This window comes from Papillibacter cinnamivorans DSM 12816 (genome assembly GCF_900176335.1).
In the GTDB taxonomy this organism is placed as follows: domain Bacteria; phylum Bacillota; class Clostridia; order Oscillospirales; family Oscillospiraceae; genus Papillibacter; species Papillibacter cinnamivorans.
Window position 1 is genome coordinate 127,622 of sequence record NZ_FWXW01000004.1, and the last position, 15,107, is coordinate 142,728.

The 15,107-nt window shown below is 38.6% G+C and carries 9 protein-coding genes; all 9 read left to right on the top strand.

Going from position 1 to position 15,107, the window contains the following annotated elements:
* Window positions 1-12 precede the first annotated feature (12 nt).
* The 9 genes from B9A13_RS07485 (at window position 13) to B9A13_RS07525 (ending at window position 15,106) form a co-directional block, all read left to right on the top strand.
* On the top strand, window positions 13-405 hold the full coding sequence (locus tag B9A13_RS07485; RefSeq protein WP_084234524.1) for an HIRAN domain-containing protein: 393 nt from the start codon (window positions 13-15) through the stop codon (window positions 403-405).
* 66 nt (window positions 406-471) lie between these two features.
* Window positions 472-1,407 carry a 3'-5' exoribonuclease YhaM family protein gene (locus B9A13_RS07490; RefSeq protein WP_084234525.1) on the top strand — a complete coding sequence of 312 codons (936 nt, stop codon included), beginning with the start codon at window positions 472-474 and terminating at the stop codon, window positions 1,405-1,407.
* 10 nt (window positions 1,408-1,417) lie between these two features.
* Complete coding sequence (locus B9A13_RS07495; RefSeq protein ID WP_084234526.1) at window positions 1,418-1,831, top strand: ribonuclease Z; 414 nt, start codon at window positions 1,418-1,420, stop codon at window positions 1,829-1,831.
* Window positions 1,828-2,730, top strand: a complete 903-nt coding sequence (locus B9A13_RS07500; protein ID WP_200809696.1) for a DNA/RNA non-specific endonuclease — start codon at window positions 1,828-1,830, stop codon at window positions 2,728-2,730. Before B9A13_RS07495 ends, B9A13_RS07500 begins: the two co-directional genes overlap by 4 nt.
* 371 nt (window positions 2,731-3,101) lie before the next feature.
* A complete protein-coding gene (locus B9A13_RS07505) occupies window positions 3,102-3,254 on the top strand; it encodes a helix-turn-helix domain-containing protein (protein WP_423241265.1) in 153 nt (50 codons plus the stop codon).
* A 206-nt stretch (window positions 3,255-3,460) separates the two neighbouring features.
* On the top strand, window positions 3,461-6,589 hold the full coding sequence (locus B9A13_RS07510; RefSeq protein ID WP_084234527.1) for a UvrD-helicase domain-containing protein: 3,129 nt from the start codon (window positions 3,461-3,463) through the stop codon (window positions 6,587-6,589).
* A 4-nt stretch (window positions 6,590-6,593) separates the two neighbouring features.
* The gene (locus B9A13_RS07515; RefSeq protein ID WP_084234528.1) at window positions 6,594-9,257 is read left to right on the top strand and encodes a hypothetical protein; all 2,664 of its coding nucleotides are present in this window, start codon (window positions 6,594-6,596) and stop codon (window positions 9,255-9,257) included.
* Between the two features lie 10 nt (window positions 9,258-9,267).
* Window positions 9,268-12,651 carry an SNF2-related protein gene (locus B9A13_RS07520; protein WP_084234529.1) on the top strand — a complete coding sequence of 1,128 codons (3,384 nt, stop codon included), beginning with the start codon at window positions 9,268-9,270 and terminating at the stop codon, window positions 12,649-12,651.
* The gene (locus tag B9A13_RS07525) at window positions 12,632-15,106 is read left to right on the top strand and encodes a DEAD/DEAH box helicase (RefSeq protein WP_084234530.1); all 2,475 of its coding nucleotides are present in this window, start codon (window positions 12,632-12,634) and stop codon (window positions 15,104-15,106) included. Before B9A13_RS07520 ends, B9A13_RS07525 begins: the two co-directional genes overlap by 20 nt.
* Window position 15,107: the final 1 nt, after the last annotated feature.

The window sequence follows — 15,107 nt, forward strand, 5'->3', positions numbered from 1 at the left end:
GGAGTCTGCATCATGGAAAATTACTTCGTTACGATCACCGGCATGAACCACTATCTCGGCATGACCCCATATAAAGTCAATCGCCTTGTTAAATTGGTCAAAGAACCTGATAATTCACACGACCCGGAGGCGATTCGCGTCGAGCTCCCGTTCATCGACACGATCGGCTATGTGGCCAACAGCGTGGGAACCGTTTTTGCGGGCACCTGCAGCGCTGGCAGGCTCTATGACAAGTTTGAAGACTATGCATATGCGCAGGTGATGTTCATCACGCATTCCAGCGTGATTGCAATTGTCGTTCCGAAGGAGGAAGTTGAGAAAAAGGACGCGCCGGATATGGACCCGGACACAATGCAAGCCGAGCCAAGGAATATCAGCACACCGAAAGCCAAAATCGGATTCTAAGATAGCCCGAAGCAGCCGATTTGTGGTATTATTATTTCCGTATGATAAAGAAACAGAGGTAACGTTATGTATATCAGAGATATGAGCATCAGCGACCAGGTGGAAGGATTTTTCCTGCTGCAGGATGCATATGCAAAGACGACATTGGCCGGGAAACCGTTTTTGAGCATGGTCTTGTCCGACTGCACAGGGACGATGGACGCGCAAATCTGGGACTATACCGGCCCCGTAACGCCGAAGGATATCGGAGCTGTGGTGAAAATCCGCGGAACCGTATCTGAATTCAAGGGAACGTTGCAGATTACGGTGGATCGTTTGCGCCTAGCTGATGCCGGCGACCAATATAGCGTAAGCGATTTAGTCCCTACGGCACCGATTGACGTTGAGGCCACCTGGAAAGAGCTGCAGGATATCATTGATTCAATTGAGGATCAAGATTATAGATCGATCTGCCAAAAGATGATGAATCGTTACGGCGAAAAGGTCAAAAGTCTACCGGCAGCCAAAGGCATACACCACAGTTTCCTCAACGGGCTTTTGATGCACACTGCGTATATGCTTCAGACGGCGGATTTTTTGGCCGGCATGTACGGATCGGTCATTGACCGCAGCCTGCTGATCGCAGGAACCTTACTCCACGATTTTGCAAAATGCGAAGAATTCACCACATCATCTCTGGGGCTTGTTACGGATTATTCCATGAAAGGACAACTGTTGGGACATCTTGTCATGGGTGCTCATGAGGTAGCCGATATCGCGGCTGAGCTGAGGATTCCGGAGGAAAAATCGGTATTGCTTCAACACCTTATTCTGTCTCATCACGGAGAACCGGATTTCGGCGCAGCCGTCCGCCCCATGTGTGCTGAGGGAGAGTTGCTGTCTTACATTGATATGATTGACAGCCGAATGGAAATCTACCGTGAAACGCTGGAAGAAGTCCCTGCCGGGGAATTCAGCAAACGCATCTTTGCGCTGGAGCGCAGAATCTACCATCATAATTAGGAGAAAATCAATGATTATCATTGCGTGTGTTGATGACGATATGGGGATGATGTTCAATCATCGCAGGCAGAGCCAGGATCGGATCTTGCGAGAACGTATTCTGGAAGTCACGAAGGGCAGCAAGCTATGGATGAACCATTATTCCGCCAAGCAGTTTTCTGAAAATTGTGCATCCCAGATAAATGTGGATGAAAACTACCTTTCTGAAGCCGGAACCGGTGAGTATTGCTTTGTGGAGGATTGCGATATTAGTCCCTATTTGCAGTGGGTAGAAAAGATTATTCTGTATCGATGGAATCGGCGGTATCCATCGGATCAGACTTTCTCCGTTGACCTTGTCACAAACGCGTGGAAGCTTGTTCATACGGAAGACTTTACCGGATCTTCTCACGAAAAAATTACGGAGGAGATTTACACACGATGAAGAAGTCTATCCGCACACTATTCCCACTACTTCTGGCGATCGGGCTGTTTCTTTCCGCTTGCTCCGCAGAAAGCGCCTACACATTAGACTCGATTCCCGACTATTCCGACAGCCCATATGTCACTGTCAATAATAATCTGCCGTATTTTTCAGATGCTGACCTGAAAACAACCTCTTTTGAATCCTACAGCGATCTCGATGGACTTGGCCGCTGCGGAGTTGCCTATGCCTGCGTCTCTACAGATACGATGCCTACGGAGGAGCGCGGTTCCATAGGGCAGATTAAGCCTTCGGGCTGGCAAACAGTTAAGTATGACAGTGTCGACGGCAAATATCTCTATAACAGATGCCATTTGATCGGCTATCAACTCACCGCGGAAAACGCGAACGAAAAGAATCTGATCACCGGCACACGCTATCTGAATGTTGATGGTATGCTGCCTTTTGAGAACATGGTGGCTGACTACATAAAGGAAACGGGCAATCACGTTCTATATCGCGTGACGCCCATATTTGATGGAAATAACCTCGTGGCTTCCGGCGTGTTGATGGAAGCGGAATCTGTTGAAGACAAAGGCAACGGTATCTGCTTCAGCGTTTTCTGCTATAATATTCAGCCTGGCATTACCATCGATTATGCCACCGGGGTCAGTGCACTGGCCACAAGCAATACCGCCGGTTCTATAGAATCGGCAGCTCCGAAAACAGCGTCCGCAGATACTAACACAGAAAAATCCATTGAACAGATATATATACTAAATACGAACACGCACAAATTCCATTACCCATCATGTTCCTGTGTCGAAGATATAAAGGACTCAAACAAGCAAACTTATACAGGATCGCGCGAAGATCTCATCGTCCAGGGGTATGAGCCGTGCGGCCAGTGTAAGCCATAGAGCGACTTAATATATAAAGTAATTATCATTTTCAATAAAAACAGTGCTAAAAAGGTTAATAACACGGAGGGTATGACAGCAGCTAAACTATGAGCTCTGCCATTTATGGCAAAGCTTTATCAATAATCTTTGGGATTTGATTTTGGAAATTTAGGACAGTGTTCTAGAATAAGAAATATCAACTCACATTAACCGAGAACCCGAACAAAACAATTCCATTGATGAATATTCTATGGTATAATTTGTCTAAATGTGTTTGTAAATAAAGAAAAATTGCCGGGAGTTGCGAATATGGACGTTTATTATAATAAGTTGTTCAAATTGCTGATTGACATAAGAATGAAAAAACTGACTTCCGTAAGGCGGTTGGCATCAGTCAAAGCACCCTTGCAAAGCTTTCAAACAATGAAAAAGTATCTATGGACGTGATTAAAAAGATCTGTCGCACTTTCAACTGTACAGTTGATGAGATGCTGGATATCGTCCAGAGTCCGGATAATCGGATAGGCTCTACAATAGAATAAATAAGAAGTGATCAGCGAGCGATAAAGTGAAAGTCATGTTTTCAGAAAGGAACCGAGGTAATGACATGACTTATATATCCACGAACAAGAAGTGCTAGTATAGATTCAGTTACAATCCCCGGAAAGCAGAAAAATATATTCCGAATCGTTCTGAATGATATTTTAATTTTTGTATGAAACATTAGCTATAAGTTGGGAGAATTTTCATGGCAAAAATGATCGACCCAAAGCCCACATACCACGGAGAGGCAAAAGTATGGGAAAGCTTGGAAGCATTTCTTCCAAGCAATGTTGTCGTATACAATAATCGTGAAATTAATGGTCGTGAATTTGATTACTGCTTGTTCATGGAAAATGTCGGAGTGTTGATCATAGAAGTTAAAGGATGGCTTAGCGACAAAATTAATGTTAAAGGCATCGACAATATTATCGTTGAAGGATATGAAAAGCCACAACGTTCACCTAAAAAGCAAGCAAGAGCCTATAGGTTTGCATTACTCAATAAGATCGTTGAGAAATATAACATCAGTCCACTTGTTTTTGATATGGTGTGTTACCCTTTCATTTCCAAAGCAGAGTATCTAACCTCTCACTTGGATATTGTTTCAGAGGAGCAGTTTGCAATTTTCAAGGAAGACTTAGAAAGTCAGGAACAATTGGTAAAGAAAATTCAGAGTGCTTATGATTCAACAAAGAACATTCCACATGCAGATTTCTCTTGTGATTTTATTTCGAAACTACGTCAAGATTGGGAGCCGGATTTTATCCAACATCCTCAACTTATGGGCATACCGACAAAACCGTATTCCATATTATCAGTTTTCCCAAACAATTTGCAATCATCAGAAATTGACCAAATTATTTCGGATTATTTCTGTGGAACTAAAAGTATCATTTTTGTTGCAAACGATTCGGATTACTTAACCCTAACAAGTGCATTTAACGCAAGCTATAAAGCGCATAATATTCAGCCTAGTGGAAATGCATTAAGAATAGGTTATAGAACTGGACTAAAAATTGAGAGAAACTCATCAAGAGCTTTCAACCTTGAACTCTATTGCGTGATTGGTCTTTCCGACATTGCCCCATCTACCGTAAAAATTGAAGAAGGTTCCTATAATATTGGCGATTTAGAAGTAGTGCGGAAACTGTCCCACGTCACAACTTTCAATCAGCAACAGTATGGTGTTGAGCATGCTTCTCCTGAGCACAATATACTAGTTGAAGCCGGCGCCGGTACTGGAAAAACTTACTCTATGGTCTCTCGCGTAGCTTTCCTATGCAATAAGAAGATTAGCGCAGTTGCTAATATTGCTGACGAAATAGCAATGGTAACATTTACAAACGATGCAGCCATTAATATGAAAGTTCGTCTCAAGCAAATGTTTGTGAATTACTTTGTACTTACAAGTGATCCGCGTTATTTGAAATTCGTTGAAGACACTGATCGGGCACATATATCCACAATCCATAGCTTTGCTTTCGACATTTTAAGAGGAGAATCTCTCTATACTGGACTTGGAACAAATTTCCGAGTTTCCTCTAACGAATATCTTCGCGGAAAAATATACGACTTTTATTTAAGTAATTTTCTTATTGAAATGGAAACAAACAACTCTAATTTAATTAATGAAATACCTGTACCCATCTACGATTTAAAAAAGAAAATAATTGGAATTGCAGATCGCCTTTTAGCCAAAAGCATTGACTTAAAACAAATTAAACCTTCGGAGATGGGAGTTACTGTTGAAAATACAGTTCCCTATTTTAACGAAATAATTGAGAAGGTTATAATTCCTTCCGAGACGGAATATTCCGAAGACACGCATGTTACAAATGATATGGACCTAAAGGAGTGTATCATTTTACTTGGTAAGGTTTTAAATCAAATCCCCGGAAAACTAGAAACTCTCAGATTGAAATATCTATTTGTTGACGAATTTCAGGATACTGATGATGCTCAAATTCAATTGTTCCAGAAGCTGCAACAGGTAATCAATGCTAATTGCCGGATGTTTGTTGTGGGAGACCTAAAACAAAGTATTTACCGCTTTCGAGGAGCCAGACTGAGTGCTTTTACTCAATTGATGAGTAAAAGCCTGTTTGACTGGGATATTCATCATCTAACAATCAATTATAGAACTGACCATCGTCTGTTGGATTTATACGATGGAATATTTAGTGGCATGGGTACTCAAAACTATCTTCCTTATATAGCCAAAAATGATCAGCTCTCAAGTAGCGTTAGGACCGATATAGGAGATGATGGACTGCTATTATCGATTCCTTGCCACGCGAAAGATGAAGACAAATTCTTTGATACTTTTATAGATGTCATATGCAAACAAAAGGCGGTTCTTTTAGATATCATGCAGAGGAGACAGGAGAAATATCAAGAGCCTTTGAGCAAAGAAGAACGCACTATTGCTATTTTAGTGCGTAGTAATTGGCAGGTAGAGAAGCTTGTAACTGCTGCCAAAAAGAATGGCATAAAAATAGATATCAAATCCGGCGGTGATTTATTTCAGTTGGAATCATCTCAAGATCTTTATAAATTAACGCTGGCATTAAATAATTCTGCGAATCCAGTGTACATGATTAACTTTATCGAATCAAATTACACTAACCTATCACTTGATTATCAAAAATATCATGGGATGTCCGAATCGGAATGCATAAAGGATTTAACCCGTGTACTAGATGAATTCTTTAAAGTACGTATGGAAAAAACATGGCAGCAAGTTATTAATGCGGCCTATACACAACCCATTCTCTTCGTTTTAAAACAGTTATATGACGCGCTTCAACCTTGGAAGCAATTTAGCAATCAGCCTCAAGAGCAGATATATTACATGGCAAATCATGAATATTTATTGGAGCGGATTATTAAGTATTCGCGTGTAGATGGTCTCACGCTCAACCAAATTGTGAAATACTTAAAGATTAATATTTTGACAGGCCAGCAACAATTGGCTAGAGAGATTGAAGTGGATGATAACGGCATACAGCTTTTGTGTACGACCATTCATAAATCAAAAGGCATGGAATACGGAACCGTTGTATTGCCGTATACTGATGAGGATATTGGCGATATTCGGAAAGTGAAGTTGGATGCGAATTATTCTGGAGCAAAACTCGCATATACAGTTTTGTTTGAGAACAAAATCAGAGAACGCAATTCAAATTACGATGAAACAGCCGAAATTGGCGAACAGATATCTGAAGAATCAAGAATTCTGTATGTTGCTTTAACAAGAGCAATTAGAACCTGTGTCTGGATTAAGAACTTGGACCGGAATCCAAGCATAAGCTGGGGATCCTTGTTGGAGGAATAATAAGATGCCAATTGAAATTTACACATATCGAGACCCATATAAGCTAGACGCTGAGCCATACTGGGATGAAATTAAATCATGCCCATATTTCTGCGCTTCTCAGACTTTGGTCAATGGCCTAAAAAACCTCTATAAAAAGGACTTTCAGCAGGGTCGAGTTACAACAGTACAAAACTTCATAGAATCTCTTTTCGATTATTGGGAAAGCACTGTGTGTATTGTAAAGCAACACACGGATATTGATAACATTATTGCCAATGCCCTTTCCCCTGTATTAGGCGAGACCATGCAGGAGAATATCGCAAGAGCTTTTCTTTTTAATCGCGAAGAGGTATTTCAGAGTATCCGTGTAATGTTTGAATTAAACATGAATGTTCAGGATATTATCATGGACAAGCTTACACCGGAACAGACTTTTATTGTTGAAGTATTTAAAAAGATCTTGTCCTCAGAAAAGAAAAAAGATTTTATATTAATAAGTGACTTTGATGAGGCATCTATTGATGAGACTTTAAAAAAAACCATGGCAAAAGCACGTAATGACTTTGATCCATTTCCTGTTCATATGGATCGAATTGTAATCCACGGCGTCCATCAGTTTTCCCCGATCATGCTACGTGCAATAGAAAAGCTGTCTGAATATAAAAAAGTCATTCTTTTGTTTAATTATCAGACACAGTACAAGAATGCATATCAAACCTGGATTGATATTTATAATGCATTTGACTGCCAAATTATAAATTTTGATGGGACAGAATTCAGGCCAAGTCTGCAATATCCTGCAAGTTATAAGGGGAATGTATTGGCAGATAATTTGGGAAAGTTAATAGACGGTCGGACAGACGATATTGTTTATGATACTTCTTATGAAATTATAGAATTTGACAATATGACAGAATTTGCGAGCTACGTTGCGGATCTGTTTGAAGCTGCAGAAAAGGCAGACCCTGCAAATCCGATGAGTAGTATGCGGGAACAGATATATGCTGCAGATAGTTCTGCTAATGATATTCTCAAGATCTATTTCCCCGAGCAATTTGGAGAACGGCAATTTTTAGATTATCCTTTGGGGCATTTCTTTATAGCAATTGCCAGCATGTGGGATTATTCCAGCAATGAAATCCTTATTACAGACATTAATGATATCAAAGAATGCTTAGAAGCAGGGATTCTTAAGGAAGAATATTTAGGGCAATTAGCAACCATTTTTGGAAGCACATCTGCTTTGTTTGAAGGCTGTACCTCTATTGATGAGATGGTATCTCGTCTTAAAAAGCTGAAAAAGAATCAGAAACATTTAACTGATCAAACTAAAAAGGAATATGTTAGTCACATCTCGTACTACAGCGCTACGAAGGAAGATCTTTCCAAACTTGAGCAGGCTTTAACTGATTTAGATGAACTGGCAGCATATTTCTATGAGGATTTTGAAAACCAGTCGCATAATTTCAGAGAATTTTATAAGAGGCTTAAGAACTACTTACAGGATGATATTTTAGATGCTCGTGATTTGGACGAAGAGTTTACTGATATTATTCGCCGAGTTCTTGAGCGACTTAAAGAGGTGGAAAATATTGATGCGTCTGCTTCGTTTGAGTGTTTAAAAGCGACTATGTCCATTTATCTTGTTCAGGAAACAAAACCGGGAAAGAGTGCCAACTGGATTGTTAGGAACTTTGAACAGATTGATGGCGATATAATGCGTAGATCAGATGAGAAAGTCGTAAACGACGCAATTATTTATCACTTTGCATGCCTATCGGATGAGGACATTAATTCTGTTAAAAAGGCCGTTTTTTCGTGGCCATTAGATGATAATTTCTTCGAAGTTGCGCAGGAACCGGTTGATTGGAAGTATCAGGTATTTGTTAAGGCACGAAAAGAATACAAAAATTTCAAACGATATGCTTTGCTCTATGGACTAGAGTTCAATCGGGCTAAGTTTAAACTGAGCTACGTTAAACGGGATGGAGATAAAGAACGTGATCCCTACTATTTGTTAAAAATTCTTGGAGTAAAAAAGATGCCTTATGAGGAAACTAGAATTGGTCGGTTTCTTGCTGATGTATCAGATATAGCAGTTTCTGGTAGTGCGACCGGGCTATATACTGAGTATGATTATTTCCGATATCGTATTTGCAAATACCGTTTCTTGCTTGAGTCTATTGTCGAGGGAACTACCGTATACAAAGATAACTTTCTGCTTGTCAAATATTTAGAAGTTTTGCTCGAGAATCAGGTAAAAGAGGATCTTCAAGGATTGCCAATCAGTGAAATCGTATTGATTGAGAAATTGAACGATGCATTTGATGAATTGAAAAAGTACTTCCCGTTTATTTTAAATGTAAATCGTATGGATGTAATTAACAATATAAGGAATCGTATGCTGGATAATATGACTAAAGCTTTCCCAATCCTATCCGGGGAGCAAAGACAGTATATGATGATTCGGGAGTTATTCATACATAAGCAACTTGCAGATCCAAAAACATTTAGGAAGAATATTTTACAGGATAAATTCCCAGCTATTACAGATGAAAAGATGGCTGATGAATTGTCTGATGAAGTATTACAAAAGCTCAAATTCCGAAAGAATGTAGATTTATGGTGCCAATATTGCTCAAATAGAGAGTTATGCGCAGCTTACTTCGCTAGAAGTGATTCCTAAGGAGCAGCTTATGCTAAGTGAAAAAATGTATGTAAGATGTCCGGCAGATCTGGAAAGCAAGACAGATCCTAGAGTCTTCGTTTGCGGACAGATTATAAGAATTGATGAATTCAAAAAAACATTAACTGTTAAGATTCATGACCCCTTCGAGTTTTTGCTGTTTTTTGAAGATATTCCTCGTGGAACGATTGAGTTACCAATAAATTTAGTTGATCACTGCAGCATGTTTATCGGTTCAGATGTAGTAGTAAAGGGTGAAATCTGTAAAGTCTTAACTGAGCAGAGGTCTAAAGATGGCTTTTACTATTACTATGTCCAGATAGTAAAATCTAAAACAATATATAGGGTTTCTGAAAAAGATATCATAGCATCTTTTACAAATGGAAAGGTAGATCCATCTGTTCAACTGCAAAAATATGAATTCCAGAATCCATGCTGGTATATGGGGCATGCAGTTGTTTCCCGGAGTATGAATGTTTTAGAGAACTCCATTTACGGGTTTAAAGAGCTAGCAGGTTCAAAGATATACCTTCTGCCCCATCAGATAAATTCAATAATGCGTTGCCTACAAGAAAGTCCCTGTCGGTACATGTTGGCTGATGAAGTGGGTATGGGCAAAACCATTGAGGCAATTTCCATTCTCAAAATATTTATGCAAAATCGAGCCAATATAAATGCCCTAATTATTGTTCCGGAGACGTTGGGAGAACAATGGAGAACTGAACTTCTATTAAAATTTAATATTTCGACTGGTTTTGGAAAGGACAACAACTGCATAACAGTTAGATCCATTCATGAAATTGGCTTGGTCGATACTAAACAAAAATGGGATTTTGTTATTATTGATGAAGTACATAAATACCTCGCTAATACAGGCTATTATTCATTATTACATTCAATTAGCCTGTCTGCAAAGAACATCTTGCTATTAAGCGCTACGCCCGTTCAGCAGCGGCGAGAAGAGTATTTTGAATTGCTTCGTTTATTACAACCGCAAAAGTATGATTCATATGATTTAGATCGCTTCAGTTCCTTAGTCGGAAAGCAAAGTCGAATCATTCAAAAAACCGCTTTGTTACTTGATGATTTAGGAGACTTTGAAGAAGAAATAGGTAATCAAAGAAACAATGGGCATGATCCTCATAGTTTGGAAGATTGTAAAGAACTGTATGAGGAAATTTATGATGATCTGGCAGATATATGTGATGATCTAAATGACGAAAAGTTAACAGCATTATTAGATGATATTCGCTTTTGCGATGAAGATTTGGGTGTTTATCAAATCAAGGTGATTATCTCCTATATCTGCAGTAATTACCAGGTCGAGAGTAATATTATTCGAAATCGCCGCAAAATCCTTGAAACTAGCGAAGATGAGAATTGTTTGCTTCCGACCCGTGAACTCTCAACAATAACGTATCAATTAGATAAAGATAAGAATACATATGAGTCTGTTTGCTATCAGCTCATATCGGATTGGTTGACAGAAAGTGCTGATTCGATTGATATTGAAAATATTGTACGTCCATTATTAGGGGCGTTCTTTAGTTCACCTTGGGCTTTTTTATACCAGCTTAAATTATTAAAAAAGGAAGGTGTTGAATTAGGCCCTGATTTATTTAGCAATGCTGAAAACTGGTTGTATTCAGAGGATCATCTAATAAAAAACATTTCCGAAATTTTGAATGACCCGGATACATATGAAGATGATTATTGTTCTAGAATAATCTCTGTACTGAATCTCCTGTATGAAGAATTGTATGATAAGAAGATAGTTCTGTTTACAAACTATAAAGAGACTTTCAGTGCTTACCGGAGTGCAATGGAAAAAGTGTTCTCTGCTGAAGAAATAAGTTTCTTCGGTGCGGGTATGTCCACAGAGGAAATAGAACTAAATGCATACCGTTTCCAGACCGAATCAACATGCCGACTAATGCTTTGTGATTATACCGGCGGAGAAGGCAGAAACTTCCAGTGCGCAGATTATATTGTTCATATCGATCTTCCTTGGGATGCCAATATGATAGAACAGCGAATTGGTAGGTTGGATCGTCTTGAACGCGACCAATCAAGGCCAGTTGTGTATTCTGTTGTAGTTCATACTGAAGATTCTTTTGAAGATGCTTTGTTTAGTTTCTGGAGTAAGGGATTAAAAATCTTCACGCAATCCCTAAGCGGCATGGAAATTATTATGAAGGACATAAACCATGAGATTATTTCTGCTGTTCAGGAAGACTTTAAATATGGACTTTTTGAACGGGTTCCCAAGATAATTGAGTTGGCTGATTCCATGAGAGAAACTGTCCGAAAAGAGCAAAATTATGATGCAGCTGGATTTATGTTTCGGCCTATGTATGCTGAATTAAAACGGCTAATTGATTATTATGCGAGTAATGAGAACGAACTATTCGCAACTACAATGACAAATTGGGCTAATTTGGCTGGTTTCTGCGGATTCGGCAGTAAATCTGGGATAATTACGTATGCTGCTTCTTCTTTTTCTCCTAAATCTGCAATAAATTCTCAGCTTATTCCTCCTCGATGGAACGATTATTTAAATTCTAAGCAGAACAAATTCGTTAATGATATCCAAGATGCTTATAATAAAAGCAAGGCGATAAAGAGTCAGGAGCGTTCCATAAAGGGAACTTTTATACGAAAACAAGCTATAGAAAATGACTATTTGCATTTCTTTGCTCCGGGTGACGACATTTTCGATTGTATTGTAAATAATGCAATGAAATCCTGTAAGGGAAACGCCAGCGCATTTGCTATCCATGCAAATATAAACTGGAAGGGACTGATTTTCACCTGGTCATTAGCGCCTAATGAGGCTTATCTTTTGGATCACGAAATTTCCATTTATACACTCAGTCCATATAGAAACTATCTGATGTCTGAGCAAGTTGTTGTTCCAATCAGTATAGAGAACTTAGAGTCTTATAGCGATGAAAAGATTCTTCGCGAATATATTCAGGTATTAAATGCTGGATTTAAAAAAGAAAAAACGATTCATCTTGGAAAGAGAAGCCATTCAGCCGGTTATTTAAAAGATATTATCAATGGACCGTCAAATGTCGCTTGGTTTAAGGAAGAATATTCTGAAGAATCCTGGACGGAAATAATAACAAATGCCCGGAAAACAGCTTATGAAAAAGCTTTTGAGCAGTTCAAACGTAGATCAAATATTCACGGTGCTCGGGAAGAAATGGAACGTACTTTGTCCGCTAGAGTTGCAAATAGTGAGTTCTATGGTATTAGTGATGATAAATTAGAATCACTTAAGCATGAGCAGGAAGTAATTTGGGAAATAATAAGACGACCCAAAGTTACTTTGGATTCTGCAGCTTTTGTATGGATGGTGGGAGCAACAAATGGGCAAATCGAGAATTGAATCTCTTGTCGAAGATTATTTAAATTACAGAATCGACCAACTGCCTATTGCATTTGATGAAGGCAAAGATTCTATTGAGCAATTCAAATTACATACAATTAAACGCTTGAAGGTTGCTTTTAACTTATTCAGTGACCATGGTTGTGGATTAAATAATTTTCTGATTGCATTAAGGGATTATTTATTAACATTTCAAACAGACATCTGTCTTGATAAGATTAAGATCCCAGAAGATAATTTATTTGCTATCTCTCGAGATCCACAGAGTGAAAGGTATTTTGCTGCCTTTTGTTTTCCTGATTATATAAATCACGCCTTTGTAGAATATTCCTACTTGAATGCGGAATGTTCTGAGAAACATTCTATAAAAGATTATGCTCTGCATACGGATCCAGCGATTCGAAAAATTACTGGTTTTTCGTTTTTTAAATCGATGGATCAAAAATTGGCGGTCTATGGTGCATTAAACACTCCAGATGGGTTTACAACATTGGTATCACTTCCCACAGGTGGTGGGAAAAGCCTTATAACACAAACACTGTCATATCAGAAAGATGGTTTGACGGTCGTAATCGTGCCAACAGTATCTTTAGCTATAGACCAAGTTCGAGTAGCTAAGCAAATTATTAAGTCTAGTAACATCGATAGCGAGATCTTTTCTTACAGTAGTGGTGTGGACGCTGCTCCTATTCTTAGAGCGATTAAGCAAAAAGCGGCACGAATGCTGTTTATTTCCCCTGAATCTCTAATTAATAATCAGGGTTTTTCCGATGTTATTAAAGAAGCAAACGCTACTCGTTATTTAAAAAATATAGTTATCGATGAGGCTCACATTGTCGTAGATTGGGGTGCATCATTTCGTATTGATTATCAATGCTTGGAATCATGGCGTAAGAAAATGCTTCTTAGCAATCCATCAATTAGGACGATACTGCTCTCTGCAACGTATGAACGTCATTGCGTCTCTATCCTAAAAGATTTCTTTGCTCATGATGGTAAATGGATTGAAATTCGATGCGATTCCTTAAGGCATGAACCACATTATATGTTAGTCAAGGCCAAGTCATATACCGATAAAAACAGGAAGATGCTCGAACTGGTTCGAAAAATGCCACATCCAATGATTATCTATGTTGCACGGCCAGATGATGCATCCGATATTAAGAACCTTCTTAATGAAAATGGAATTTCGAATGTAAAAACATTTACCGGATTAACTACGGGACCTAAAAGGAAAGAGTTGATAGATGCTTGGGTTGATGACCAATTTGAAATCATGATTGCAACATCTGCTTTTGGTGTGGGTGTAGATAAGAGCGATGTACGCACTGTTTTACATATGTATATTCCGCAGAATCCAAATGCATATTACCAAGAGCTTGGTCGTGGTGGTCGGGATAAATTGCCATGTCTGAGTATCATGTGTATCCATCCAGATGATATTAATATTTCTTTTCAACGCATTTCTAAAAAGGTAATGACGACAGAAAAGATTATTGGTCGATGGAATAGCATGTATAACAGTAAGAGTTCGCAACGAGTTGGCAATTTAAATTATATAGATACTACAATTAAACCGAACTACAGTGTGGCAGATACCTTTGATGACACTCCAACTTCTGACGCCGATATGAACTGGAATATCTATGTAATCTTATTGCTAAGACGGTATGGTTTGATTTGTATTCGCGAAGTTTTGCCACAGTCTGGTAAGTATATTTTTGTGATTGAAATAATTGAAGATGCATTACGTGTTAATGATAATAGACTATTTCAAGAAATAGATCAAATTCGTGTAACTGAGTGGGCGTACTATGTCGACGCATTTCATTCGATGCAACATGCAATAAAAAACAGCGGAAAAGTATGCTGGTCTGAAATGTTTTATGAAACATATGATAAAGTTTCAGAATACTGTGCGGGGTGCAATGCTCACAGTAATGTCAATGAAGGGGACTTCCTCGAATTTCCTTTAAAGGTGCCAGTAAAAATGCCAATGAAGGAGTTAGCTCAAGATCAGTTAGCCCTTTTTGGAGGAGCCAGCGATATTATATTTATTGCGACGGAATCACAGGAAGCCCAATTAGTGAATTTTCTCATGGAAAAACGATTAGCTGTTTTGGTTATATCTACTGATAAGAATATAGAGCATTATTTAGATTCAATTACTTGCCTAAAAAATTTATTGATCTTGAACGGTTGCTCCTTGAGAGAACTTATTAAGAGAAAAAGTCACTATTATATTTCGGGTGTGGTCGCGGTATCCTATAGCGGAACACCGAAAGAAATATATGATCAACTAATTTATATTACAAATAACTTGAGCAAACAACCTGGTATTAAAGTGGTGCATATCCTGAGGGAAAATACATTTTTTGAATGGATAAACAAGGCTTTTTCGGATTTAGTTGATGGGTCGGTAATACCTATTAAATCAGTTTGTCCATACGCATAAG